At 30.9% G+C, this 25875-nt stretch carries 26 protein-coding genes and 2 pseudogenes; 18 read left to right on the forward strand and 10 right to left on the reverse strand.

Going from position 1 to position 25875, the window contains the following annotated elements; genetic code table 11:
- Nucleotides 1-170 precede the first annotated feature (170 nt).
- The 10 genes and pseudogenes from cyoE to tsaB all read left to right on the forward strand — a co-directional run bounded on the left by cyoE (nucleotide 171) and on the right by tsaB (nucleotide 7473).
- Complete coding sequence (cyoE, locus tag PG912_RS01010; protein ID WP_408648422.1) at nucleotides 171-1064, forward strand: heme o synthase; 894 nt, start codon at nucleotides 171-173, stop codon at nucleotides 1062-1064.
- Nucleotides 1064-1647, forward strand: a pseudogene (locus PG912_RS01015) (cytochrome c oxidase subunit 3). The gene cyoE and the pseudogene PG912_RS01015 overlap by 1 nt, the downstream one beginning before the upstream one ends.
- A gap of 56 nt (nucleotides 1648-1703) precedes the next feature.
- On the forward strand, nucleotides 1704-2687 hold the full coding sequence (locus tag PG912_RS01020) for a cytochrome c oxidase subunit 3 (RefSeq protein ID WP_260585266.1): 984 nt from the start codon (nucleotides 1704-1706) through the stop codon (nucleotides 2685-2687).
- 19 nt (nucleotides 2688-2706) lie between these two features.
- Nucleotides 2707-3045, forward strand: a complete 339-nt coding sequence (locus PG912_RS01025; RefSeq protein WP_260585265.1) for a cytochrome C oxidase subunit IV family protein — start codon at nucleotides 2707-2709, stop codon at nucleotides 3043-3045.
- A gap of 66 nt (nucleotides 3046-3111) precedes the next feature.
- Nucleotides 3112-3792, forward strand: coding sequence for a hypothetical protein (locus PG912_RS01030; protein ID WP_275688133.1), 681 nt, complete (start codon nucleotides 3112-3114; stop codon nucleotides 3790-3792).
- Nucleotides 3779-4426, forward strand: a complete 648-nt coding sequence (locus PG912_RS01035) for an SCO family protein (RefSeq protein WP_275688134.1) — start codon at nucleotides 3779-3781, stop codon at nucleotides 4424-4426. The genes PG912_RS01030 and PG912_RS01035 overlap by 14 nt, the downstream gene beginning before the upstream one ends.
- A gap of 1 nt (nucleotide 4427) precedes the next feature.
- Nucleotides 4428-4949 (forward strand): DUF420 domain-containing protein, encoded by a 522-nt coding sequence (locus PG912_RS01040; RefSeq protein WP_275688135.1) that lies wholly within the window; start codon nucleotides 4428-4430, stop codon nucleotides 4947-4949.
- Nucleotides 4942-5154 (forward strand): hypothetical protein, encoded by a 213-nt coding sequence (locus PG912_RS01045; protein WP_275688136.1) that lies wholly within the window; start codon nucleotides 4942-4944, stop codon nucleotides 5152-5154. Before PG912_RS01040 ends, PG912_RS01045 begins: the two co-directional genes overlap by 8 nt.
- Nucleotides 5155-5371: 217 nt before the next feature.
- Nucleotides 5372-6706 carry a TolC family protein gene (locus PG912_RS01050; protein WP_275688137.1) on the forward strand — a complete coding sequence of 445 codons (1335 nt, stop codon included), beginning with the start codon at nucleotides 5372-5374 and terminating at the stop codon, nucleotides 6704-6706.
- An 89-nt stretch (nucleotides 6707-6795) separates the two neighbouring features.
- Nucleotides 6796-7473, forward strand: a complete 678-nt coding sequence (gene tsaB, locus PG912_RS01055; protein WP_275688138.1) for a tRNA (adenosine(37)-N6)-threonylcarbamoyltransferase complex dimerization subunit type 1 TsaB — start codon at nucleotides 6796-6798, stop codon at nucleotides 7471-7473.
- On the opposite strand, the gene PG912_RS01060 is transcribed toward tsaB, so the two are convergent.
- Both PG912_RS01060 and PG912_RS01065 read right to left on the reverse strand, forming a co-directional pair.
- Nucleotides 7470-8276, reverse strand: coding sequence for a mechanosensitive ion channel family protein (locus PG912_RS01060; RefSeq protein WP_275688139.1), 807 nt, complete (start codon nucleotides 8274-8276; stop codon nucleotides 7470-7472). The genes tsaB and PG912_RS01060 overlap by 4 nt on opposite strands.
- 64 nt (nucleotides 8277-8340) lie before the next feature.
- Nucleotides 8341-8694, reverse strand: coding sequence for a DUF1304 domain-containing protein (locus tag PG912_RS01065; RefSeq protein ID WP_275688140.1), 354 nt, complete (start codon nucleotides 8692-8694; stop codon nucleotides 8341-8343).
- 158 nt (nucleotides 8695-8852) lie between these two features.
- Here PG912_RS01065 and PG912_RS01070 point away from each other — a divergent pair, with 158 nt between their 5' ends.
- Complete coding sequence (locus tag PG912_RS01070; protein ID WP_275688141.1) at nucleotides 8853-9200, forward strand: toxin-antitoxin system YwqK family antitoxin; 348 nt, start codon at nucleotides 8853-8855, stop codon at nucleotides 9198-9200.
- A 60-nt stretch (nucleotides 9201-9260) separates the two neighbouring features.
- Here the strand turns inward: PG912_RS01070 and PG912_RS01075 are convergent.
- Nucleotides 9261-9886, reverse strand: a pseudogene (locus PG912_RS01075) (ribonuclease H1 domain-containing protein); the annotation flags it as partial.
- A complete protein-coding gene (gene purN / locus PG912_RS01080) occupies nucleotides 9886-10455 on the reverse strand; it encodes a phosphoribosylglycinamide formyltransferase (RefSeq protein ID WP_275688142.1) in 570 nt (189 codons plus the stop codon). The gene purN and the pseudogene PG912_RS01075, both read right to left, overlap by 1 nt.
- A 177-nt stretch (nucleotides 10456-10632) precedes the next feature.
- Here purN and PG912_RS01085 point away from each other — a divergent pair, with 177 nt between their 5' ends.
- From PG912_RS01085 to pyk, 5 genes are all read left to right on the forward strand, one after another.
- Entirely contained in the window at nucleotides 10633-10869 is a 237-nt protein-coding gene (locus tag PG912_RS01085; protein WP_068702406.1) for an acyl carrier protein, read from the forward strand.
- A gap of 5 nt (nucleotides 10870-10874) precedes the next feature.
- A complete protein-coding gene (fabF, locus tag PG912_RS01090) occupies nucleotides 10875-12125 on the forward strand; it encodes a beta-ketoacyl-ACP synthase II (protein WP_275688143.1) in 1251 nt (416 codons plus the stop codon).
- A gap of 6 nt (nucleotides 12126-12131) precedes the next feature.
- A complete protein-coding gene (rnc, locus tag PG912_RS01095; RefSeq protein ID WP_260585251.1) occupies nucleotides 12132-12869 on the forward strand; it encodes a ribonuclease III in 738 nt (245 codons plus the stop codon).
- Between the two features lie 84 nt (nucleotides 12870-12953).
- Nucleotides 12954-13424 (forward strand): IPExxxVDY family protein, encoded by a 471-nt coding sequence (locus tag PG912_RS01100; RefSeq protein WP_275688144.1) that lies wholly within the window; start codon nucleotides 12954-12956, stop codon nucleotides 13422-13424.
- Between the two features lie 3 nt (nucleotides 13425-13427).
- On the forward strand, nucleotides 13428-14855 hold the full coding sequence (gene pyk / locus PG912_RS01105; protein ID WP_275688145.1) for a pyruvate kinase: 1428 nt from the start codon (nucleotides 13428-13430) through the stop codon (nucleotides 14853-14855).
- Nucleotides 14856-14911: 56 nt separating this feature from the next.
- Here the strand turns inward: pyk and PG912_RS01110 are convergent, their stop codons facing one another.
- From PG912_RS01110 to PG912_RS01120, 3 genes are read right to left on the reverse strand one after another with little or no spacing between them, the layout of a single operon-like run.
- Nucleotides 14912-17212, reverse strand: a complete 2301-nt coding sequence (locus tag PG912_RS01110) for a M20/M25/M40 family metallo-hydrolase (protein ID WP_275688146.1) — start codon at nucleotides 17210-17212, stop codon at nucleotides 14912-14914.
- Between the two features lie 33 nt (nucleotides 17213-17245).
- Nucleotides 17246-17596, reverse strand: a complete 351-nt coding sequence (locus PG912_RS01115) for a hypothetical protein (protein WP_275688147.1) — start codon at nucleotides 17594-17596, stop codon at nucleotides 17246-17248.
- Nucleotides 17586-18128: a GNAT family N-acetyltransferase gene (locus PG912_RS01120; RefSeq protein ID WP_275688148.1), complete on the reverse strand. Its 543-nt coding sequence runs from the start codon at nucleotides 18126-18128 to the stop codon at nucleotides 17586-17588. The genes PG912_RS01115 and PG912_RS01120 overlap by 11 nt, the downstream gene beginning before the upstream one ends.
- Nucleotides 18129-18289: 161 nt before the next feature.
- Between PG912_RS01120 and PG912_RS01125 the strand changes: the two genes are divergently transcribed.
- The gene (locus tag PG912_RS01125; protein ID WP_260585245.1) at nucleotides 18290-18625 is read left to right on the forward strand and encodes a single-stranded DNA-binding protein; all 336 of its coding nucleotides are present in this window, start codon (nucleotides 18290-18292) and stop codon (nucleotides 18623-18625) included.
- 144 nt (nucleotides 18626-18769) lie between these two features.
- On the forward strand, nucleotides 18770-19627 hold the full coding sequence (locus tag PG912_RS01130) for a YitT family protein (protein WP_275688149.1): 858 nt from the start codon (nucleotides 18770-18772) through the stop codon (nucleotides 19625-19627).
- Nucleotides 19628-19646: 19 nt separating this feature from the next.
- Here PG912_RS01130 and PG912_RS01135 read toward each other — a convergent pair whose 3' ends face one another.
- From PG912_RS01135 to PG912_RS01145, 3 genes are all read right to left on the reverse strand, one after another.
- Nucleotides 19647-21779, reverse strand: coding sequence for a Tex family protein (locus PG912_RS01135; protein ID WP_275688150.1), 2133 nt, complete (start codon nucleotides 21777-21779; stop codon nucleotides 19647-19649).
- 68 nt (nucleotides 21780-21847) lie between these two features.
- A complete protein-coding gene (locus PG912_RS01140) occupies nucleotides 21848-22912 on the reverse strand; it encodes a phytase (protein WP_260585242.1) in 1065 nt (354 codons plus the stop codon).
- Nucleotides 22913-22915: 3 nt separating this feature from the next.
- Nucleotides 22916-25651 carry a TonB-dependent receptor gene (locus PG912_RS01145; RefSeq protein WP_275688151.1) on the reverse strand — a complete coding sequence of 912 codons (2736 nt, stop codon included), beginning with the start codon at nucleotides 25649-25651 and terminating at the stop codon, nucleotides 22916-22918.
- Between the last annotated feature and the right edge of the window lie 224 nt (nucleotides 25652-25875).

Below are 25875 nucleotides of genomic sequence, written 5' to 3' on the forward strand. Positions count from 1 at the left end.
ATTATTTTAAAGAACGTTGCATTACTCTGAATGCGGGTGCAAATATAACACCTTTTTTTAAACCACAAAGTAGTTTTTAATTTTTTTTATATTTCGATTACTATTTTTTTTTATGGTCATTAAAGAAGAAAGAAATATCTTTGCAAAAAATAAAACTAAAAGTGGATTCTATCTCACCTATACATACTAAACCTTCTTTAAAATCAGTATTTAACGATTTTAAGCAATTAACCAAAATAGGTTTATCCATTAGTGTTGTCTTTACATCTATTACTGGTTATTTATTAGGAGCTGAAACAATTGATTATACCGTAGTTTTATTATTAGCAATAGGTGGTTATCTAATGGTAGGTGCATCTAATGCTTTTAATCAAGTTATAGAAAAAGATATCGATTCGTTAATGCAGCGTACTAAAGATCGCCCTTTGCCAGCTGGTAGAATGAGTGTAACTTTTGCATTAATAATTGCAACAATTTTTACGATTGCAGGTATTGGAATATTATATGCAATAGATCCTAAATGCGCTTTATTTGGTGCAATCTCAATATTTTTATATACAAGTGCTTATACGCCTTTAAAAGCTGTAACGCCTTTAGCTGTTTTTGTAGGTGCTATTCCTGGTGCAATTCCTTTTATGTTAGGTTGGGTTGCAGCAACAGGCGAGTTTGGTGTTGAAGCAGGTTTTTTATTTATGATTCAGTTTTTTTGGCAATTTCCACATTTTTGGGCAATAGGTTGGTTACAGTTCGAAGAGTATAATAAAGCTGGCCTTCATATGCTTCCTATGGATAAAAAAGACAAAGGAGCTATTGTACAGATAATTTTTTATACCTGTATTATGATTTTAATGTCGGTTGCTCCGGTGTTAAAAGTAACAGGTAACTTATATATTTATCCATTAACTGCTGTCATAGTTTTATTATTAGGTTTGTTAATGTTGTATTATGCTTTTCAATTATATAAATCAGAAAAAAATACTGATGCCCGAAAGTTAATGTTGGCAAGTGTTTTTTATATTACAATCGTACCCATAATTTATGTGGTAGATAAATTTTTACACTAATGAGTGAACAAACGTTACAAGAAGAATTAAAACAAGGTAAAAGAAAATCTGCAAAACCAATGTTGTGGATTTCGATGATAAGTATGGTAATGTTTTTCGCAGGATTAACAAGTGCTTATGTTATTAGTATGAACCGAGAAGATTGGGTTACTTTCGATTTACCACAGGCATTTTACATCAGTACAGTTTTAATTGTATTGAGTAGTGTTACATTAATTTTTTCTCAAAAATTATTAAAAAAAGATAATTTAAAGGCGTCATTTGGGCTTTTAGTAACCACTTTAGTGTTGGGTTTAGGCTTTGTATGGTATCAATATGTAGGTTTTAATGAATTAAAATCTGTTGGATTGTATTTTACAGGCCAGAAAGTACCGTGTCTACATCTTTTATTTTAGGAATAACATTTATGCATATTTTACACTTATTAGCGGGTGTAATTGTATTGCTAGTAGTAATTTATAATCATTTTAAAAAGAAATATTCAGCAGCGGATATGCTTGGGTTTGAGTTAGGTGGCATCTTTTGGCATTTCGTAGATGTTTTATGGATTTATCTATTTTTCTTTTTCTATTTCATAAGATGATGAAAAATGCGTAATTTTGGCGCACTGTTTTAACAAAAATTAACAAAAAGAGATTTATGGAAGCAAATAATGCTGTAAATTCTGATAAAAAAGAAACCTGGGGCGGAGGTGGTGAAAAACCATTTGGCGCTAGTTATGGTAAAATGATGATGTGGTTTTTCATCGTATCTGATGCATTAACCTTTTCGGGGTTTTTAGCAGCGTATGGTTTAACACGTTTTAAGTTTATTGATTCATGGCCAATTGCCGATGAAGTGTTTACACACTTTCCGGGATTGCATGGTGTACACGCACCGATGTATTATGTAGCGTTAATGACATTTATTTTAATTGTATCATCAGTAACAATGGTGCTGGCAGTTGATGCAGGTCATCAAATGAAACAAAAGAAAGTAGCTTGGTATATGTTTGCTACGATTATCTTCGGAATTATTTTCGTTGGATCTCAAGCATGGGAGTGGAAAAACTTTATCAACGGTTCTTATGGAGCAGTTAAAACTTCAAACAATCATATCTTACAATTCGTAAAAGATGGTCATCAAATCGCTTTAGCAGATTTTGTGCATGCAGAGAGAAAAGATGATAGAGTGCAACATACTCGTGAAAACGGAGTGTGGTTTGAAAAGGAAGAAACAATTTCTCAATATTCAGTAGCACAAATTCAAGAAGCTTTTAAAGCAGATCCTTCTTTGTTAATTAGAACAGAAAGATTAAATCCTGAAACGAAACAAAAGATAATCCTATCAAGAACAGAAAGTTTAGAGAAATTAGCTTTAGCAAAACAAGTTGTTGAAGGAGCTAATTTAGAAGTAAATGAATACGGTAATCCGATATTTGCAGATTTCTTTTTCTTTATTACAGGTTTTCATGGTTTTCACGTATTATCAGGAATCATCATTAATATCATTATATTCTTTAACGTAGTTTTAGGAACTTACGAGCGTAGAGGACATTATGAAATGGTTGAAAAAGTAGGTTTATATTGGCACTTTGTAGATTTAGTTTGGGTATTTGTATTTACCTTCTTCTACTTAGTATAATTTAAAAGCGATATTAAAAATGGGTCACGCACAGGAATCAAATAAAAAAAGAATTTGGATTGTTTTAGCAATCTTAACAATTATAACCACTGTAGAAGTAGCTTTTGGTATTGTTAAACCAGATGCAATGCATTTACATGGATGGGGAACAAGTTGGTTAAACTGGTTTTTTATTATCTTAACATTAGTAAAAGCATATTATATTGCTTGGGCATTTATGCATTTAGAGGGTGAAAAAAAATGGTTTAGAAGATCAATCGTTTGGATACTCGTCTTTTTAGTTTCTTATTTATTATTTATAGTATTGATAGAAGGAGATTATTTAAATGAAACATTAGCGCCATTAGTAAAATGGTAATCAAATAATATTTTTAAAAAAAAGGTGGTTTTAACCACCTTTTTTTGACTTTAATTTGGAATTGAAATGGGTAAAACTAAAAAGTTTATTGTCTTATTTGCACTATTTATAGTGCCTTTGTTGTTTTATGTTTTATTACAATTAGGTACACATAATTTTGGAAAACTACCAGTAGTATCTAAAAACGTTATTGATGTTTCTTTAATTGATAAGAATTTTACCTTTGATAAAAGAGTTACCGTAGTTACTTTTTTAGGAAATGATATCGACTTAGTAAAAGGAGAAGTGTATAATTTAAAAGAAAAAATTTATAAGAATTTCTCTAATTATGTAAGTTTTCAAATGATTTCTTTAGTTGATGAGAGTCAAAAAGAAGCTGTAGAAGACTTAAAAGAAATGTTAAGTGTTAATGTAGATTTAAGTAGATGGGATTTCGTTTTTGCGTCAGCTGAAGAAATGGAAGCTTTACACGAAAGTTTTAAAACGCCAAGCCCTTTAGATGCAAATTTCCGTTCACAAAAAGCATATATTATCGATAAAGAACTTAATTTAAGAAGGGGTAAATCGACAATTAATAGTTTAGAAGATAAAAATTTATTCGGATACACGATGAAATCTGTAGCAGAACTTAAAAACGATATGATTGACGACATAAGTGTTGTTTTAGTTGAGTATAAACTAGCATTGAAGAAGAATAACAGCAGTGACGACCGAAGAAAAAATAGCATTTCAAATGAAAAAAAATAAGTATTCATACGTAGGCATTTCTTTTATTATTTTATTGTTCGGTATTTATGCCGTACCAAAAATTATAAAACATTTTCAAACTGCCGATTTACATAAATTTAATAAAGTACCTGCTTTTGAGTTTGTAAATCAAGATGGAAAAACAATTAATAATGATGATTTTAAAGGTAGAGTATATGTGGTAGAGTTTTTCTTTGCTACTTGTCCCACAATTTGCCCTTTAATGAATGCAGAAATGGTTACCATTCAAAATGAATTTATGGGAAACCCTAATTTCGGAATAGCCTCTTTTTCTATCACTCCAGATATTGATACGCCAAATCAATTAAAACAATACGCACTTAAAAACGGAATTAACCATAAAAATTGGCATTTGCTAACAGGTAAATCAGAGGATGTTGTTTATGATTTATCTAATGAAGGCTTTAAACTATTTGCGGGTAAGGGTGAGGTTTCTCATGGCGGATTTGAGCATTCGGGTTTATTTGCTTTGGTTGATAAAAACGGATATATCCGTTCGCGTTACGATGAACATGGAAATCCGATCATGTACTATCGAGCATTAGATGAACATGGTTTTGGAAATCAAATTACAGAATTAAAACAAGATATTAAGTTACTTTTAAAAGAATAGTATGAACACTGAAGAAAAAAAATATAAAAAACTGATTACCATAGTTTCAGTTGTAATTCCATTAGCTGTAGCTGCTTTATTCGGAATTAAAATACCAAATGTTGAACCATTATCTTTTTTACCGCCAATTTATGCGAGTGTAAACGGATTAACAGCATTGTTATTAATAGCCGCTGTAGTAGCGATTAAAAAAGGAAACAAGAAATTACACGAACAATTAACCACTGCCGCAATTATTTGTTCAGTATTATTTTTAGTAATGTATGTGGCATATCATATGACTTCAGATTCTACAAGTTTTGGAGGGGAAGGCGTTGTAAAGTATATTTACTTATTTATTTTATTTACTCATATCGTATTATCAATAGTAGTAATACCTTTTGTATTAATAACATTTATGAGAGCACGTTTAGGTAATTTTCCTCAACATAAAAAAATAGCAAAAATTACATTTCCATTATGGTTGTATGTTGCAGTAACAGGTGTAGTTGTGTATTTAATGATATCTCCATATTATGTATAAAAAAAATATCTTATTTGTTTTATTTATTGTTTCTGTAAATGCATCTGCGCAGTGTGCTATGTGTAAAGCAGTAGTAGAAGGAGGAAACGAAACGATGGCTGAAGGTGTTAATAACGGAATTACCTATTTAATGGTGTTCCCTTATATTTTAGTAGGTGTTTTATCTTACTTTATTTATCGCCATAAAAAAATGGCTAAAAAGTAATATTTTAATTAGTGCGTTTTTTTTGTAACATATGCTGCTTTTAGTCGTCATATAAAAAAAACTAAAACAATTGTTCAGTTTCAGAACTGTAAATGTTCGAAATCAAACAGTTGAAAAATAATTAATTACGGTAATTAGCTTTAAAACAACTTGTTACTGTTTGTTTCTTTTTTGGAACATCAATTGACTAATTATAATGAACAAAAAAATATTCGTTTTGAAAACAAAATTTGTAATAGCCGCAGCTTTATTTACTACGCTAGCTGGTTTTTCTCAAAAACAATGGACACTTAAAGAATGTGTTAATCACGCATTAGAAAACAACATTACAATAAAGCAGAATATGCTTAATATTGATATTGCTGAAGCTGATGTAAAAAGTGCTAGAGGAAATAAATTACCATCTTTAAGTGGTTCTACTGGAGGTAATTTAAGATTTGGTTCTGGTTTCGATCCAGTTTCTCAAGATAGAGTTTCTACAAGTAATTTTGGTGGTTCTTTTGGTTTATCTACAGGTATTACAGTTTTTAACGGTTATAGAGTGTTAAATACTTATAAGCAGGCAAAATTAGGTGTAGAAGGAAGTAAGTTAGATTTAGAAGTGATTGAGAATGATATTGCTTTACGTGTTGTTAACTCGTATTTAAACGCTTTGTTTGCTAAAGAAAATTTACTTGTTGCAACTACGCAAGCAGCTATTAGTAAAAAGCAAATTGAACGTGCAAAAGCACAGTTTGAAGCAGGAGCAGTTCCTAAAAGTGATTTGTTAAATGTGCAATCTACAGCATCAAACGATGTACAGAATTTAGTTACTCAAGAGAACGCTTTAAATTTAGCATTACTTAATATTTCACAGTTATTACAAGTGCCTTTTAATGGTTTTGATGTAGCAAAAATTGAAATAGATTCACCATCTGCTGCAATGCTTTACAGTACTTCAGAGGAAGTATATAAAAAGGCATTAACTAACAGGCCAGAAATAACTAGAGCAAAATTAAATATTGAGAATGCAGATCTTTCTATTGCGATTGCAAGATCGGCGTATATGCCATCTGTTACAGCATCAGGAAATGTTGGAACGAATTATGGATATAATTTAGATTTGCCAACAGGTTTTTCTAACACAGATTTTTTAACTCAATTAGATAACAATTTAGGGTACGGTATTGGCTTTAATGTTAGTATTCCAATTTTTAATGGATTTAAGACCGATGCGAGTGTAGAGCGTTCAAAAATTAGTAAATTAATTACTGAAACAAGGTTAGAAAGTCAGAAATTGCAATTGCAGCAAACAATAGAAAAATCTTTTCAAGATGCAAAAGCAGCATCGAAATCATTTGAAGCAGCAGAAATTTCTTTAGAAGCACAAAAAGAAGCTTTTAAAAATGCACAAGTAAGTTATGATTATGGTTCGATGACGCAATTTGATTATGATCAGGTTCGTAATCGTTTAGTAAATGCTGAAAGCGCACTAATTAGAGCAAAATACAACTACGTATTTACAACCAAAGTATTAAAGTTTTACTACGGAGAAGATATCTTATTAGATTAAAAAAATAATTTATATACAATAAAACTCATCACTTTTTAGCTGATGAGTTTTTTGTTTTTTAAGAGTATCTTTGCCTAAATTTTTAGAATTTGGCATTGATACTTAACATAGAAACTGCAACAAAAAACTGCTCTGTTAGTTTAGCAAAAGACGGAATGGTTTTAGCAATTAGAGAACTAAATGATGGTAATTATTCGCATGCAGAAAAATTACACCCTTTTATTCAAGAACTTTTAAAGGAAGTAAATATTACTTCAGAAAGGATAGACGCAGTAGCTGTAAGTAAAGAGCCAGGTTCGTATACGGGACTTCGTATTGGTGTTTCAGCAGCAAAAGGAATGTGTTTTGCGATAAATAAACCATTAATTTCTATAGAAACTTTAAAATCGCTAGCCTACAGTATTTCTATCCAAGAAGGATTGATTGTATCAATGTTAGATGCACGACGAATGGAAGTGTATGCTGCAGTGTACAACCCAAATTACGAACAAGTAAGAGAAATCAAAGCAGAAATAATTGATGAAGATTCTTTTAGAGAAGAGTTATCAAAAGGGAAAGTTTATTTCTTAGGTGATGGAGCTGCAAAATGTAAGGACGTAATTACTCATAATAATGCATTTTTTATTGACGATAAATTTCCGTCAGCAAAAGAAATGGCAAAATTAAGTTATGATAAGTACCAAAAAAACGACATCGAAGATGTCGCTTATTTTGAGCCTTTTTATCTAAAAGATTTTATTGCTATTCCTGAAAAAAAGAAAGTTTAACCTTCTTTTTGAATTTCAACAGCATGAGGATATGGAATTTCAATGCCAGCTTTATCTAGTGCTAATTTTACATTTTCGGTAGTTTCAAAATAAACATCCCAGTAATCTGCTACATTAACCCATGGTCTAACAGCAAAGTTTACTGAGCTATCTGCTAGTTCAGATACATTTACAGAAGGAGCAGGGTCTTTTAATACTTTAGGATTTGCTGTTAAAACTTGCATTAAAACTTCTTTTGATTGTTTAATGTCAGCATCGTAAGAAACGCCAAAAGTTAAATCTACACGCAATTTTCCTTCTGCAGTGTAATTAATAATATTTCCATTTGATAGTGTACCGTTTGGAATAATCGCTAATTTGTTACCAGCCGTATTTAATTGAGTGGTAAAAATCTGTATTTCTTTTACCACACCTTTAATTCCTTGAGCTTCTATTAAGTCGCCTATTTTAAAAGGTTTAAATATCATTATTAAAGCACCACCAGCAAAGTTAGAAAGTGAACCCTGTAAAGCTAAACCAACGGCTAAACCTGCAGCACCAATAATAGCAGCAAAAGAAGTAGTTGCAACTCCTAATTGCGAAACTACAGTAACAAAAAGCAAGGCTTTTAACGACCAGCTAAGTAAGTCGCCTAAAAACTTTTGAAGTGTTAAATCAACATGTTGCTTATTCATCACTTTTTTAGAGACCTTAACAATCATTTTAATAGCAAATAATCCGACAATTAAAAGAACCAAAGCCGTTAAAGCCTTTGGAGAGTACTCTACGAGTAGGTTTTGAATTTGGTCTAAATACTTTTTCATGTGTAAAATTTAAAAATTAATAAAATGTATAATTAGTAGTATTTATTTTTATAATGAGCGCAATTTACAGTATCAACCATAAAATACCAATTAAAGCAGGTATTGATTGAATGATAAAAATTCTTGGTTTTTTTGTTGAATAAGCTCCGTATATGCCAGCAATAAAAACACAGAGTAAAAAGAAAATGGCAACATCTAATTTTTGAGTAATCATAGCCCAAATTAAACCTGCGGCTAAAAAACCATTGTATAAGCCTTGGTTAGCAGCCAGTACTTTTGTCTCTTCTGCAAATTCTTTGTTTTTTAAACCGAATGTTTTTATCCCTTTAGGTTTTGTCCATAAAACCATTTCTAAAAACATAATGTATATGTGAATTAAAGCTACGAGACCGACGAATATGTATTGTGTAATGTTCATAATGTAAAGGTGGAATTAAATTAGATAAATTTATGGCTTTTTAAAATAAAAAAGAAGTTACAAAAATTCAATGTTAAATTAATGTCATGTAAATGTTTCTTATTTGTAAAATAATTCATATATTTGGATTATAAGTGTTAATTATAAAAAATTTAGATATGAAAAAATTAGTAATCGCTGTTTGTATTTTATCAGTCTCATTATTGCAAGCTCAGGATAAAGCGCCAAAATTTGAAAAGTCAGGAGATTTAGTAAAAGCAACTTATTTTTATAAAGACGGCAAGGTAAAAGAACAGGGTTTTTTCAAAAATAAAAAATTAACAGGAACCTGGATTTCTTTTGATACTGAAGGAAGCAAGAAAACAATTGCACATTATGAAGCGGGCAAAAAAGTAGGTAAATGGTTTATGTGGAAAGAAGACGGTTTAAAAGAGATAGATTATACAGATAATGTTATTGCTAGCGTTCAGACTTGGAGAGAAGAAACAAAAATGGCTGTTAAATAGCTTTAAAGAGTTCGTATTTATATAAAAAATAGAAATAACCGGGTGTTTTACTCGGTTATTTTATTTTCTACCAAAATCAGCAGGAATTTCCCCCCAAGCTTTAGTTTCCCATTTTAATATAGGGTTTTTAAAAGTATTTTCTTTTAACCACTTTTCGGCACGTTTTATTAAATCTAAGATGTCTTTATTACTTGCGTCAAAAGTTATGTTGGTTCTACATTGTTTCTTTTTAATCCAACTCATTGCTATTCTAGAATCAGAATATATAGGATAAGTATCCATTTTTTTATTCTTTAAGAGTGCTATTCCATGTACCAAAGCTAAAAATTCACCAATGTTATTAGTCCCTTTTTTATAAGGCCCATTCTAAAAATTTCTTTTTTGCTTTTTGTTAAAACACCACGATACTCCATCACACCAGGATTTCCAGCGCAAGCAGCATCAACAGCAATAGTTTCTAAATTCGGTATTCCGTAACTAGCTTTTTCTTCAGTGGATAAAACAACCTTTTTAGTCTCTTTACCTATATAATCACTGTAGTTTTTAGTAAAAGCAATTTCGGCTGCTTTTTTATCTATAAAAGCTTTGTATTGGGCACCTTCAAATCCGGTAATTTGTTTTTTACAAACATTCCACGAAGTGAAAACACCTGTTTTTTTACCCTTCCAAACAACGTAATATTTTTTTAGACATTTTCTAAAATTACATTTTCTATAATTTTAGGAAAGTGTTCTTGCTCTAACATATGAATTTTATTTGCGATATCATCTGCTGAATCTGAAGAAAGCACATTAGTTTTCGTTTGATAAATTATAGCACCTTCGTCGTAATTTTCGTTTACATAATGAATTGTAATACCAGTTTCGGTTTCATTATTTTCTTTTACAGCCTTATGAACATTCATACCATACATGCCTTTACCACCATATTTTGGTAGCAATGCAGGGTGAATATTTATTATATTATTAGGAAAAGCAGTAACTATTTTAGCCGGAATACGCCATAAAAATCCTGCAAGTATAATTATATCGGCTTCAACTTGTAAAAAATTTAAAATAGTATCTTCTTTTACAAAGTTCTCTTTGTCAAATAACGAAGCATCTATATTTAAACGTTCACATCTATCAAAAACCTTGGCATGTTCATTGTTAGACAATACGTGAGTAACGGTAGCAATATTGGAATTTTGAAAGTATTTAATAATATTTTCAGCATTAGAACCAGAACCAGAAGCAAAAATTACGATACGTTTCATGTTAATTATGGTATTTTGTTGCTACAAAAAAAAGAATAATTATTAACAACGGTGGTGTTTGTAGCAAAATATTCAATATTTTTTTTATATTAGACCACACATTTTTGAGCAAAAGTTAGAATTAATAGTTAAGATTCGTACTTTTGCCTCGATTTTAAACTTTAAAACAAACAAATTATGTCAGACATAGCATCAAGAGTAAAAGCGATTATCGTAGACAAGTTAGGAGTAGACGATAACGAAGTAACAAACGAAGCAAGCTTCACAAACGATTTAGGAGCAGATTCTTTAGATACTGTTGAATTAATCATGGAATTCGAAAAAGAATTTGATATCCAAATTCCAGACGATCAAGCAGAAAACATTGGTACAGTAGGTCAAGCAGTAAGCTATATCGAAGAAGCTAAAAAATAATTTATATGCAATTAAAACGAGTTGTAGTAACTGGACTTGGCGCATTAACGCCAATAGGAAACAATAAAGAAGAGTATTGGAATAGCTTAGTTAACGGAGTTAGCGGAGCTGCGCCTATAACGTATTTCGATGCTGCCAAGTTCAAAACTCGTTTTGCATGTGAGTTAAAAAACTTTAACGCGACTGATTTTATCAACAGGAAAGATGCGCGTAAAATGGATAGATTTACGCAATATGCTATGGTAGCTTCAGATGAAGCAATAGTAGATTCGAAGTTAAATCTAGACGAAATTAACAAATTTAGAGTAGGTGTAATTTGGGGAGCTGGTATTGGAGGTTTAGAAACTTTTCAAAACGAAGCTATGAATTTTGGAGCCGGAGATGGTACACCAAGATTTAATCCATTTTTTATACCTAAAATGATTGCTGATATCGCACCAGGTCATATATCTATTAAAAATGGATTTATGGGACCTAACTATACAACGGTATCTGCATGTGCATCATCAGCAAACGCGATGATAGACGCATTAAATTATATTAGACTTGGACATTGTGATGTTATTGTAACAGGAGGTAGTGAAGCTGCTATTACATATGCTGGTGTTGGAGGTTTTAATGCAATGCACGCACTTTCTACTAATAATGAAAACCATAAATCTGCCTCGAAGCCTTTTGATGCAGAACGTGATGGTTTTGTTTTAGGAGAGGGAGCAGGGGCACTTGTGTTAGAAGAATATGAACATGCAAAAGCACGTGGAGCAAAAATTTATGCAGAAGTTATTGGTGGAGGAATGTCATCTGACGCTTACCACATGACAGCACCACATCCTGATGGAATTGGTGTTATTGCTGTAATGAAAAATTGCCTTGAAAATGCAGGTTTAAAACCAGAAGATGTAGACCATATTAATACACATGGTACTTCTACACCTTTAGGAGATGTTGCTGAGTTAAAAGCTATTTCTGAAGTTTTCGGAGCGCATGCTAAAAACATCAACATTAATTCAACAAAATCTATGACAGGTCACTTATTAGGTGCTGCCGGAGCTGTTGAATCTATTGCATCTATATTAGCAATGGAACACGGTGTTGTACCACCAACGATTAACCACGTTAACGTTGATGAGAATATTAATTCAGAGTTAAACTTAACGCTAAACAAACCTCAAAAAAGAGAGATTAAAGTTGCAATGAGTAATACATTTGGATTCGGAGGTCATAACGCTTGTGTAGTCTTTAGAAAACTAGATTAATTTCTCATGAATTTTCTTCGTAGAATCGTTAAGCCCCAAAACAAAGAGGATGAAGTTTTTTACTACGAATTAAAAGAGCTGCTTAATTTTAAACCAATAACACTTTCGCATTATAAGAAAGCGTTTACACACAGGTCTTTAAAATTAGTTGATGAAAAAGGACACCCTATTAATTACGAACGGTTAGAGTTTTTGGGTGATGCAATTTTAGGTTCAGTAATGGCCTCTTATTTGTATAAAAAAGTACCGGAAGGAGACGAAGGATACTTAACTCAAATGCGATCGAAAGTAGTAAGTAGAGCACACTTAAATACTTTAGGAAAAGATTTAGATTTAATTCGATTCATAAAAAGTAATATCTCTCAAGCTAATATTAGCAATAATATTTACGGTAATATTTTTGAAGCTTTAATTGGTGCTATTTATTTAGATAGAGGTTACAATTATTGCAATCAATTTATTTACGATCAAGTAGTATTACCTTATGTAGATATTGAAAGATTAGAAGGTAAAATATCTAGCTATAAAGGATATGTTATTGAGTGGTGTCAAAAGAACAAGAAAAAGTATAAGTTCGAATCTTACGAAGATTCTGGAAATCAAAATAAGAAACATTTTAGTGTTCGAGTTAGTATTGACGGAAATATTATAGGTAAGGGTAGAGCCACTTCAAAGAAAAAAGCAGAAGAAATAGCTGCGAAAAGAGTGTATTTTGCAATGCAAAGTCAAATGGAAAACTCTTAACATTAGCGCGAAAACCTTTTCGTAAATTTTACATTATATTTTAGATACATTCAGTAATTTAGCTAAAAGCAAATACTTGTTTTTATGACTAGTTATACATTGAATATTAATGAATTCGCTACTAATGATTATGCATTAATAGGCATTCACACAGTATTAGATGAATGTAAGTTAGCATATTTATTAAATAAATATTTGCATGTAAAGTTTCGTAAAGCGAATTACGATTTAGACTTCACCCAAAAAAATCATCAATCTTTTTATTCAGTATATGAGTATGTAGATATAACATTAGATTGTGATTGGTTTTTAATAACCAATGTATATAAGTCAACCCGTAAAACTGTGTCAACAAGCCTTTTTAATGAGAGCGATTCAATTACACGTCTTGTTCCAGAGAAAAAAAAAGTTGATTTTTTTTTAAAAATAACAGGAGATTTTAATTTTGAATATATTGTGAAAACAATAGAAAAAATAAATAAAATTCCGCAAATTATTACCTCATACGAAGTAGAGGTAGAATCTTTAAAGTCGAAAGACTTTTTAATATTTTAAATTATGCCACACAACAAAAAAACAAAAATTGTAGCCACCTTAGGATCTGCAACAAATACGAAAGAAATTTTAGCTGAAATGGCAGCTACTGGAGTAAATGTTTTTAGAGTTAATTTTTCTCATGCTGATTATGATGATGTAAAAGAACGTATTCGTCAAATACGAGAAATTAATGAAGAGAGAGGATATAATGTAGCAATTTTAGCCGATTTACAAGGCTCTAAACTTAGGGTTGGTGTAATGAATGATGGCGTTGAGTTAAAAGCAGGCGATACTTTTACTTTCACGACAGAAGAATGTACCGGAACAAAAGAAAAGGCCTTTATGACTTATCAGCGTTTTCCGAAAGACGTAAAAGCAGGTGAGCAAATATTGGTTGATGACGGTAAGTTATTATTTGAAGTAGTTTCTACGGATAAAAAAACAGCAGTAATCACCAAGGTAATTGTAGGAGGTACTTTAAAATCTAAAAAAGGCGTTAATTTACCAAACACCAATATATCGTTACCAGCATTAACCGAAAAAGATAAAAAAGATGCCATTTTTGCGTTAGAACAAGAAGTAGATTGGATTGCATTATCATTTGTTAGAAACCCAGAGGATTTAAGAATGTTACGCGACTTAATTAAGCAAAAATCGAGATACAGAGTTCCGGTAATTGCAAAAATTGAAAAACCAGAAGCTGTTGAAAATATTGATGCTTTAATTCCGTATTGTGATGGATTAATGGTTGCTCGTGGAGATTTAGGTGTAGAAGTACCTATGCAAGATGTTCCGTTGATTCAAAAAATGTTGGTAAGAAGAGCTAAGCAAGCAAGAATTCCTGTGATTATTGCTACGCAAATGATGGAAACGATGATAGAAAATGCGGTGCCAACAAGAGCTGAGGTAAACGACGTTGCAAATTCAATTATGGATGGAGCAGATGCAGTAATGCTTTCTGGAGAAACATCCGTAGGAAAACACCCAATACGTGTTATTAAAAAAATGACAGAAATTATTGGAAGTGTTGAGTATTCTGATTTGATAAAAGTGCCTCAAGAAGCGCCACATATTCGTACCAATAGATTTATTACAAAATCGGTATGTCATCACGCAGCTTTAATGGCAGATGATATTAATGCAGCAGCAATTACTACCTTAACAAATAGTGGATACACCGCATTTCAGGTTTCCGCATGGAGACCAAAATCGCACGTATTAGCCTTTTCTTCAGAAAAAAGAATACTAGGTAAGTTAAATCTTTTATGGGGTGTTAGAGCGTATTATTACGATCGTGATTTAAGTACCGACGATACGCTTGAAGATATTAATGAAATATGTAAAGAAAAAGGTTTTGTGAAGACAGGAGATTTTATGATAAACTTATCATCTATGCCTGTAAAAGCAAAAGGAATGGTAAACACATTGCGTGTTTCTCACATAGATTAGTACATTATTAAAACGATAAAAAAAGCGTCCAACTAAACTTAGTTGGACGCTTTTTTTTATAACTTAATTTTTTTAGAACAGATAATAGCATCGTTTACCACAAATGGCATTGGCATCATAATTTCACTTCGCGGTTTTAAATCGAATTTTCTGTTTGATAATAAATCGTAAGATATTTCATTTAAAGTAAGGTTAGGTTTTACATTTTTATCGATCGTAAAAGATACCGTAAGATCTTTATCTGAATTTGCCATTTGATAAATTAATAAAGTACCTATATCGGCAACAAATTTATTACCATCATCATATAAAGCGCCATTTACTTTTAAGTTTTTTAAGGTAATATTCTCATTATTTATAAATTCGTATCGGTTAATTTTACGTGTTGGGGTAATGGTAAAATTCAACAATCTTTCATTGTTAATAATTGTATCTTGATTTATAGCAATGTTAGAAATACTAAAGTTTCTGTTTTCTGCTTTTTTGTGATAACTAAAAGTAGTGTTGTATTTACTCTTTCCTTCTGTATATGGAATGTTTCCTTCGATATAATCATCTTCAAAAACTTGTTTGGTAAAACCATCTAAAGTTTTATTATAGGTTGCCCAATAAGAAGTATTATTATCAGAATTCTGAATAAAAACAATGCTGTTTGGTTTTTTCTTGTCGATTGAAAATCCGCTATTAAAAGTTGCGAATCCGAAGAAGAAAATCGTTGCTAACCCTGTAATAGTTTGCCAACCATTTTTCTTTTTTTGTTGATGAAAAATTGGTAGTATAAATCCGAAGACTAAGACTAATAAAAAAGCTGATAGAAACAATATTTTTAATCCTAAGGCTACCGGAAATAATCGGATCATAGGCACAATCATGTAAATTGTAGGAATAGAAATTATGGCAAACAAAGTAGCTTTTGATTTTGCCTTTAGATCCATAAAAATTAAAATCCCTAAAATTAATAAAGCTACATAAATAGGGATGATAAAAAATCCAGCACCTGGTAAATATTGTGTAATAAAGAGGTTTAAAACGAGCCCGATAAAAATAGGCGCAATAAAAAGATCGGTAGTTTTCTCTTCGTTAAATTTATTGTATATTTTAAATAAAAGCCAACAATTTAGTAAGATAAAAGCAATTATATATTGATATCCGTTATAAGTAAAGCCGTGTAATATATCCGCATATTCTGGATGGATAAGTAAAATTAATTGCCATAATCCGTAAGATATACCAGTACAAAGAACAAGTGCGATTGTATAAGGAATAAATCCTTTTACGACACCATGAACTGTTATTTTAGCTTTTTTTAATCCGAAGAAAATAAGTGCGATAAAAATTAGTAAGGCAATTAAAAACATCGGAAAAACCCATGAAAACGGATAGTTTAAAAGTTTCATGAAAGGAAAGTTTACATAAATATAATCTACATCACTATTGGTGTTTGTTAAATTTGAATTTGCAAAATAATTAAGTGAAGTTGTAAAGTATTCCGCCTGATGCTGTAAAGTTGTTCTGTCGAGTCTTTCGTACGAATCTTGCGCAGTATGGTAATCAAAATGATCATCAATAAAGGCAAAGTTGAATCCGTTTATATTCCCGTTTTCTCTAAAAACTGTTAAATCAGTATCGTTGGGTAATTTTTTATAGATGCTGTACATTAATGAGTTTGCAGCTGGATAATTGGGATTAGAGTTTAAAAATTCGGTTAATATTTTTTTATTCTTTCCGTTTGTTTCCATGAGCATATAACTAGCACCTCCGCTTCCTCTGGCTTCAAAATTTAAAACCATTCCGATATTTTTGGCAAGAGGATGATTTTCAACAAAAGCCTGAGCGCCAAGTAATCCTAGCTCTTCTGCATCAGAAAAAAGAATAATAATGTCGTTTTTTGGCTGTTCGTTTTTAGCTAAATAAGCACGAAGCCCTTCTAAAATTGTTGCTACTCCTGATCCAGCATCGCTGGCACCTAAAGAAGAATGTGGATTCGAATCGTAATGCGTTAAAAGTAATAGTGATTTTCCGTTTCCGCTACCTTTAATTTTTGCAATAATATTCTGAGCCGTAGTACTTGCTCTCCATTTTTTATTGATAACTGTTTGTTGTTGTATTTCGGTGGTTAAACCTAATTCTTTTAACTCGTTAACAATATAATCTTGTACAACTTTATGTTCTGGAGATCCAGTATGATGTGCTCTTTTAGAAATGTTTCTTAAATGAAACAGTGCATTACTTAAAGAAAAATCAGTGGTTTTAAACTCTTTATTAGCAGATGGAATTACAGGAGTTGTATCGCTAGAGGCCCAATAAACTGTTAAAATGATGATGATAACAGCCAGGAAATTATTTAATGATTTCATATTGAATTTTATAATATTATAAAAGTAAGTAAATTAATCTTGTTTGACTAACAGAAAAAGTTCGTTCTCTAACTCTAAATAACCTTGATCATATACATAATAATAAGTGTTTCCTGTTTTTGTTGTATAAATTGAGGTAATAAATTTAAAATCGAAACCCTTATCAAACAACTTACGCCTGCTTACTTTTGTTTTACCTGTTGTATTTAAGTCGGTAAGAATTTTATAGTTTTTACGTAAACGATTATTGGTATTTCTTATAAGATTTTTACTGTCCTTATTTACTTTGTTATTATAGGAATTTCGGCAATAATCTGAGCAGAATTTTTTATCAACTCTACCAATTACTTTTTCTTCGCATTCTAAGCATTTTTTACTTTCCATAGTTCGCTTTTTTAAGTTCATACCAATTCACTTTTACTTCTTTGTAATTAAATTGATTTACAAATTGTAATCCGATCTTGCGTAAAATTTTATTAGAACCAACATTTTCTATATCTGCAGCACCGTAAATAGTGTCGTAATTCATCTCTTTAAAACCAAATTTTAAACAAGCGAAAGCAGTTTCAGAAGCATATCCTTTTCTCCAAAAACGCGGAATAAAACGATAACCGATATCTACAAAATCTTTATGTTCATTTAGTTTTTCTTTTTCACCAGTATTATGTTTTAGGCCAGACCAACCTATAAATTGCCCTGTTGCCTTTTCAATACAAGCAAATCGTCCGATACCTAATTCTTTATATTGCTGATGAATAAACTGAATATTCTCTTCGGCTTGTAAAATTGTATTTATGGGTTTTTTGCCTAAATATTTGTGTACTTTTTCATCAGAATCTAATTCGAACATTCCGTTAATATCAGTTTTTCGTATTTCTCTTAAAATTAATCGATCAGTTTCTAAATGAAATTTCATAGTCTAAGTGTTTGGTAAACAAAGGTATTCAATTTAATTAAGCATTTACATTCATTTACAAACGAAAACAAATGATTACTAACCGTTTTTAATTTGTGTTGTGTTTCATCTTTGCAGTGTCAAAACGAATTGGCAAATAATAATCATTAAAAACTTATCTTATGAATACGTTAAGAAACAAAGTACAGTTAATAGGAAACTTAGGTAATGATCCAGAAATTATTACGTTAGAAAGCGGTAAAAAGTTAGCAAAACTATCAATAGCAACTAATGAAACTTATAAAAACGCTGCGGGAGAAAAAATTACCGACACGCAATGGCATAATGTAGTTGCGTGGAATAAAACGGCAGAGATTATAGAAAAGTATCTTAAAAAAGGAAACGAAGTTGCTATTGAAGGTAAGTTAACATCAAGATCTTATGAAACAAAAGAAGGTGAAAAGAGGTATATAACCGAAGTAATTTGTAACGAATTATTAATGCTTGGTAACAAGTAGTATTTTAAAAAGAATGTACAATTTTATACAGTTACAAAACTCAGAATTAAACATAATTCTGAGTTTTACTTTAATTAAAAACAGGGTTAAGCATGTAGCGTTTTTAATTTTAAGAGTATTTTTGCTTTGTGAAAAAGGCAAATTATGAAAGGAAAAAAAATAAAAACAGCGCTTAAAGATTATTTATTTATAATTAGTGGAAGTTTAATTTTAGCGATTGGAGTTGTTGGTTTTTTAGCACCAAATAAAATTGCGACAGGAGGTACTGCTGGTTTATCAATTGTATTAAATTTTGTATCTAATATTCCTATAGGATTATTATTGCTGCTTTTAAATGTTCCGTTACTTTTAATAAGTGTAAAATATATAGGGAAACGGTTTGCATTTAGAACAATGATTTCTATTGTTTCTTTAGCCTTGTTTATTGATTTATTTAGAGAAATGCTACATTTTCCGGTATTAAGTACGAATACTTTGCTTTCGACCATTTATGGTGGATTATGTGTAGGTTTAGGTATCGGAATTATATTTAAAGGAGATGCTTCTGCTGGTGGAGGAGCTATTATAGCCCGTATAATAAAAGATAAATACGGAATTAAACCAGGTACTGTAATTTTAACATTAGATGTTTTTGTGGTTCTTTTATCAGCAATTGTTTTTAAAAATTTAGAACTCGCTTTATGGGCAATGCTAAGTATTTTTGTAGCAAGTAAGTTTATAGATTTGGTACTTACGGGACGTAAACAAAACAAAATTGTACACATTGCGTCAGAGGATTTAAACACACTTAATAAAGTAATAACTTCTAGAATGGGAATTTCAGGAACCTTAATAGCAGGAAATGATTTGTCTCAAACAAATCAACGGAATATTATTTTTTTATCGATAAATAAAAACAGGATTATGACACTTAAAAACCTTGTTGAAAAACATGATCCGAAAGCATACATGATTGTTTTAGAAGCTACAGAAATGTTAGGTTCTTCAAGAGAGGTTAAATAACATTAAAGAATTTAATCTTCTATGAATTATTATAACTCATAGAAAGCTGAATTCTTTTTCTTTGCACATCAACTTCTAACACTTTTACTTCTACATGTTGTAGCAAGCTTACATGCTCACTAACATCTTTAACAAATGTATTAGAAAGGTTAGAAACGTGTACTAGGCCACTTTCTTTAACACCAATATCTACAAAACAACCAAAGTTAGTAATGTTGTTTACGATTCCCGGAAGTATCATTCCAGATCTTACATCATCGATGGTTTTAATATGTTCGTTAAAACTAAAAGCTTTTGCTTTTTCACGTGGATCTAGTCCGGGTTTTTCTAATTCTTTTACAATATCTTGTAACGTAGGTAAACCAAATGAATCAGTAATATAGTGTTGTAGTTTTAATTGTTTTAAAGCGGTTGTATTGCCTATTAAATCTGCTAATTTACAACCAGCATCTTTTGCCATTTGTTTTATTAAAGTATAACGTTCTGGATGTACAGCAGAATCGTCTAACGGATTGTCGCTATTTTTAATACGTAAAAATCCAGCAGATTGCTCAAATGCTTTTCCGCCTAAACGTGGCACTTTTTTAATAGCAATTCTATTTTTAAATGCGCCATTCTCGTTTCGGTAATTCACAATGTTTTCTGCCAATTTCGAGCCAATACCAGAAACATAACTTAACAACGAAGCACTTGCTGTATTTATATTTACACCTACTTTATTCACACAATGTTCTACAACGGTATCTAAGGATTTATTTAATTTTGATTGTTCTACATCATGTTGATATTGCCCAACTCCGATAGATTTTGCATCAATCTTAACCAGTTCAGCTAAAGGATCGGCTAATCTTCGCCCGATAGAAATAGCGCCACGAACGGTAACATCATAGTCAGGAAATTCATCTCTTGCAATTTTTGAGGCTGAATAAATAGAAGCCCCAGCTTCACTTATCACAAAAATATCAACCGTATTTTTAAACGGAATACTTTTTATTAATTGTTCAGTTTCTCTTGATGCAGTTCCGTTACCGATAGCAATTGCTTCAATTTGATGCTTATTAACTAATGAATTAATTTTATTTTTAGCTTCTGATGATTGATGTTGAGGTGCATGCGGATAAATATTTTCGTTGTGTAATAAATCACCTTGCTTATTTAAACAAACCACTTTACAACCCGATCTAAAACCAGGATCGATAGCCAAAATTCGTTTTTCACCTAAAGGAGATCCTAATAATAACTGCTGTAAATTTTTAGCGAATACGGTTATCGCATTTTCATCTGCTTTATCCTTTGCAAGCGTTATTGCTTCGTTGGTTAAAGAAGGTAATAGTAATCGTTTATAAGCATCAGCAATTGCTAATTCGATTTGAGTAGCACAATCGTTTTGAGAGTTGATAACTCTATCTTCAATTTTCTGAAGGGTTCTTTCATTATCGATAGCGATTTTTACACGGATAAAGCCTTCTTTTTCTGCACGAAGAATGGCTAATAAACGGTGAGACGGAATGCGATTTAAGTTCTCTTCCCACTCAAAATAATCTTTAAATTTCTGAGCGCCATCTTCATCTTTTTTAGTTTTTATTATTTTTGTTGAAATAGTAGCATAACGCTCTAATTGATGACGGATATTGTTACGAACATCGGTACGTTCATTTATCCATTCAGCAATAATATGCCGTGCGCCTTCTAAAGCACTCTCACTAGTTTCCACTTCGTGGGATGTATATTTTGATGCGGTAAAATCCAAATCGTTTACGCGCTGACTCATAATCATCTTCGCCAATGGTTCTAATCCGTTTTTACGAGCAGTTTCGGCTTTGGTTTTACGTTTCTTTTTATAGGGAAGATAAATGTCTTCTAACGTAGTAAGATCGTTAGTTTTTTCAATTTTAGCCTTTAATTCACTGGTTAAAACATCTTGTTCTTCCAAAGCTTTAAGAATTGTAGCTTTTCTTTTTTCTAAAGCTTCAAATTGTTCTTTAAGCTGCACTATTTGTCCGATTTCAACTTCGTCTAAATTCCCTGTTTTTTCTTTTCGGTAACGTGCAATAAAAGGAATGGTACAATCTTCATTTAACAATTCAATAGTACTTTGAATCGATTTTTGAGAAATAGTTGTACGAGAAATTATATAATTGAGGAGTTGCATAGCGTAATATTTAAAATAAAAAACCTCACTAAAAAGTGAGGTTTCAAATATAGTAAAATGTTGTTTTTTTATTTAAGATTTAATGCTCTTTCTATTTTTTTCCAATCGACTATTTTAAAATTTTGAGCTAAACTATCCTTGGCTGTGTTATTAGTTCCGTCTTGTGCTAAAAAAAAACCTTTAGGATATTTATCTCCGAATGAAATGCTAGTAACATCAATGCCATCGGTATCATTAGTACCATCAACAATACCATCTTTTAATGAAAAACTTCCTAAATATTGATTGCTTATTCTATCAAAAACTGCATAACTATTGTTTCCTTGAGAAGATAATAAAATATAGCCTTTTCCGTTTCCAGAATCATATAATGTTACGCCTTCAAAATCAGATTTCATATTTAAGTCTCTCGTACCTATTATTTTAACTCTAATGTTTGATGAGTTTGGTTCCGCATCATATTTCCAAAGTGCTTTATCTTCTTGACCGATATAAACTTTTCCATGAAAATCATCAGCAACAATACCTTCTCCTTGTCCGCCTAAAATGATATTTCTAACAATTTTAGCATCTATTTTTCCGTTCTTTTCGAAGAGTTCCCATTGTTCTACTCCTCCTCGTTTACCAACAATAAAAACATAAAAAGTGTTTGTTTTGGTGCTTTTGTACATACCTAAACCATATACTTCTTTCAGTGTTGATTTAATAGTACGTGCGGCAATATCTTGTAGCTCACCATTCTCTTTTACTATTAAAATAGAAAGTGTATTATAAGTTCTATTACTTCCAGTAACTATAGAAACAGTTTTTCCGTTTAAAACAAAACCATTACGAATATCAACATTATTAATGCGCCCTATTTTATAGGTTGCTAAACGTTTACCATCTAAATTATAGGTTTCTAAACCTTCCTTTTTATTGGTTCCTATAATTACTGACTGCATTACATTATTTGGGTTTATCCAAATACAAGGGTCATCAGCCGCATCATTAAAGGAAGTAACAGGTGTTGTTTCTGCATTTGCTGTTATTGCTATAACAGGTTTTAACTGTGGGTTAGTATGTAGTATTTTTGTTACTTTACAGCTAGCCAAAATAACACATACCATACTAAGGCTTATAATTTTTTTCATGAATTAGAAATTATATTTTATACCAGCATTCCAATTAAAATTATAAAATTCTGATTGCATCGTTTGGTTTTTTGTTCCTTGATAAAAACGTAATTCTTGATTAGTTAAATTTTTGGCTTCAGCAAAAACGCGTAAATTTTTAGTGATAGAATAACTAGTATTTAAATCGACAAAAAACTGTGTATCATAAAATCGATCTTTAGAAGCCTCTCCACCGTACTCATCAATATAATCACCTGCGTAATTTAACGAGGCTCTTAGAGTAAATTTATTTGTTTCATAAGCTAAAGAACCATTTATCATGTTTTTTACTGCACCAGCTAATGCTAAACCATCTTCTCTTTCTTGAATTCCAGTAGTTTTTGAATCAGTATAAGTGTAGTTTCCGTAAACTATAATGTTACGTAAAAAGCCTGGTAAAAAGTTCAATTTTCGTTGTATTGATGCTTCAAATCCGTATATTTCAGCAGTACCTCCATTTAAAGGACGTGTTACTTGATAGGTATTTGTAGTTCCACCAACTGTTAAATTTTCATCTTTAGTAATTTCATAAATAAAGTTATCTAAATCTTTATAAAATCCTCCGATAGAAACAATACCAACATTAGCAAAATAATGTTCAAACATTAAATCTAAGTTCATAGATTCGGTAGGTTTTAGATTTGGGTTACCAAATTCTGCTTCTTGATCGTCACTATTTAAATTACGGTAAGGAACCAAATCGAAATAATTAGGACGTGCTATGGTGTTTGTCCATGCTATTCTTGCAATGGTGTTATCTGTAAAATTATATTTAGCTTGTAAGTTAGGTAACCAATTGGTGTAATCTTTAGTTTGTGTAATAGTTGTTACATCATCTAAATTAGATGCTGTTTCAACGTCAATAGAATACCCTGTATATTCTGTATTTGTTTTTTCTACACGTAAACCAACTGAAAGTCTTAATTTATTACCTAAACGTTGTTTCCATAATGCGTAAGCAGCAAATATATTTTCGTTAGCATTGTAGTTTTCTGGCACAAATTCATCTAAAACTAATTCTCCGCTTTTTAAATCTAAATTTCCTAAAAATTCTTTGGATGCAAATGTTCCTGATTTATATTGACTTCCTGGTAAAAATCCTTTTAAGGTATAATCGGCACTTGGTGTAGTTGCTAATGTTGCGTACGAACTAAAATTATCAGTATCAAACTCATAAAAAATATTGTCTCTTAATTTCTCTTTATACTTATTTTTAACACCAAATTTTAAAGAGTTTTTATAATCACTTGAGTTGTTAAAAGGTATTTTAACATCCATATTTGAACTATATTTTTTTTCTTCTGTATATTTGTTTTCTTCAGAAATTTCATCTAATTCAAATTCACTGGTGTTGTTATTAAATCCTGAAACAGATGTAAAGTAAGGAAAACGAGTATTTAATCCTTCTTGAGAGATATCAATATCTGAACCTTTTTGTTTAGCTTCATAAGTTATATAGCGTTCATTTGGTCGTTCTTCTTTTGCTTTTGATAAACTTGTTTTCCAGTTTAATTTTACATTACCAAATATAATATGTTCTCCACCGAAAGATAGTTTATAAACACTCTGTCTTTCTAAACGAGTATTATTGTTTTCATCATTATTGACACCTCCTTTTGTTTGTCTTGAAATTTTATATTGATCTCCTTTCTTTTTATAGCGTAAGCGATAACGGTTTTCATAATCGTTTCGTTTGGTATAAATTGATTTAAAATATAGAGTACTGTTAGAGTTCATTGTATAATCTAAATTCGCAGCTACACTCATACGATTACGTTTAACATCGTAACGACGAATATCATGCTCTTTAATTTCGGTAGGAGACTTCCATTCAAACTCTACGTTGTCAGAACCATATTCATTAGAATTATAAGTAGTGTTAATCACATAGCCTAGTTTTTTGTTAGCAACTCTATTAGCTACTAAAGCAGAAAAATTATAATTAGGTGTGTTTCTAATCGGGTTTTGACCATAAGCACCTGTTAAATAAGCTCTAAAATTGGCAGGAGCAGAACGAGTAACTAAGTTTACTGATCCACCAATAGCATCACCTTCCATATCAGCAGTAACAGCTTTATTTACTTCTACTAATTGAATCATTTCGGTTGGAATTAAATCCATTTGTACACGACGATTATCACCTTCAGCAGAAGGTATTTTGTCACCATTTAAAGTAACCGAGTTTAATTGTGGGGCTAGACCTCTAATGATTATATCACGTGCTTCTCCTTGATCATTTTGCATTGTAATACCAGGTATTCTTTTTAAAGCGTCTCCTATGTTAGCGTCTGGAAATTTTCCTATTTGATCTGCAGCAATAATATTGGTTATATTATCTTTGTTTTTTTGTTGATTCAAAGCTTTAGCTTGCCCGCGAGTAATACTTCCTTTAATAATAATTTCTTTTAAATTATTAGTTTCTGGTTTTAAAGAAAAGTTTTCTAACTTAATTGTGTTAGTTACTGTAACTGTTTTGTTTAAGGATTGATAACCTATAAAAGAAACTTGAAGATTGTAAGTTCCTTCTGATAAATTTAAGATTTCATAGTAACCATTAAAATCAGCATAATTTCCAGAGTTTTCAGAATTAACGATAATAGTTGCCCCTATTAAAGGCATGTTATTTTCATCTAAAATTCTACCTTTTATACCTGCTTTTTTCTGAGCAAAAGTAAGTAAAGTAGTTAATAATGTAAATAGTAGTAGGAATTTTTTCATTGAGTAAGTTTTTGTTGACCACAAAACTATTTCTGTTTACTCGAAATGAAGTTTTAAAAAGGTTAGTAAAAAGTTACAAGTGTATTTCTTTAACATTACCGAAATATTAACAATATTACCTGTAAATTAAATAAACCTAAAACTAATGTATTTTGATTATGAATTTTGAATAAAAAAACCTCACAATTTTTAAATTGTGAGGTTTGTTATATGTATTTTAAAGA

This window comes from Tenacibaculum retecalamus (assembly GCF_027941755.1).
Classification (GTDB): domain Bacteria; phylum Bacteroidota; class Bacteroidia; order Flavobacteriales; family Flavobacteriaceae; genus Polaribacter; species Polaribacter haliotis_B.